Source organism: Vibrio sp. D173a (assembly GCF_030248475.1).
This window is the reverse complement of sequence record NZ_JAHGAH010001242.1, coordinates 1-795: the sequence shown is the minus strand read 5'-3', so window position 1 is coordinate 795 and position 795 is coordinate 1. Positions and strand designations below refer to the sequence as shown.

The 795-nt window shown below is 41.8% G+C and carries 2 protein-coding genes and 1 pseudogene; all 3 read left to right on the top strand.

The window, feature by feature from the left end:
* Nucleotides 1-74, top strand: a pseudogene (locus tag KIV40_RS32575) (adenine glycosylase); the annotation flags it as partial.
* Between the two features lie 28 nt (nt 75-102).
* On the top strand, nt 103-375 hold the full coding sequence (locus tag KIV40_RS32570; protein ID WP_032549860.1) for an oxidative damage protection protein: 273 nt from the start codon (nt 103-105) through the stop codon (nt 373-375).
* Nucleotides 376-444: 69 nt separating this feature from the next.
* On the top strand, nt 445-795 hold a 351-nt coding region (locus tag KIV40_RS32565), incomplete at its 3' end, for a murein transglycosylase domain-containing protein (RefSeq protein WP_285353497.1).

Sequence of the window (795 nt, the reverse complement as noted above, 5' to 3'; positions counted from 1 at the left end):
AAGAGATAGGCTTAGCTGCCCCTGTTAAGCAGCTATTAGAAAGCCTAACCTTTGAATTAAACGATCACGTTTAAACAGACGAATACGACAAGAGGAACCATTATGAGCCGCACTGTATTTTGTGCTCGCCTACAGAAAGATGCTGAAGGCTTAGATTTTCAACTTTACCCAGGTGACTTAGGTAAGCGTATTTTCGACAATATTTCTAAAGAAGCATGGGCACTATGGCAAAGCAAGCAGACCATGCTTATCAATGAAAAGAAGCTAAACATGATGGATCCTGAGCACAGAAAACTGCTTGAGACAGAAATGGTTAACTTCCTTTTCGAAGGTAAAGATGTCGTGATTGATGGCTACACGCCACCAAGCGAATAAGACATTTATTTACACCAAGTTTAATGACATCATGGTTCGCGCTGTGATGTCATTTTTGTATGAGGACCTATGAAAAAGCTGAGTTACTTCCTAGCGGCTATGCTACTTACCGGTTGTAGCCGAGAGTTCATTGAGAGCATTTATGACGTCAATTATGAACCGACCAACCGTTTTGCAGGCAACCTTGCCGAGCTACCGGGTCAATTCGAGAAAGATACAGGCGCACTCGATGCCCTCATCAATAGCTTCTCGGGTAACATCCAAAAACGTTGGGGCAGCAATGAAGTAAAGATTGCAGGTACAAGTAACTATGTGAAATACATAGATAATTACTTGAGTCGTTCAGAAGTAAACTTCTCAAAAGGTCTTATTACCGTCGAAACAGTTTCATCGACAGAGCCCAAAAAGCACCTAAAAGAT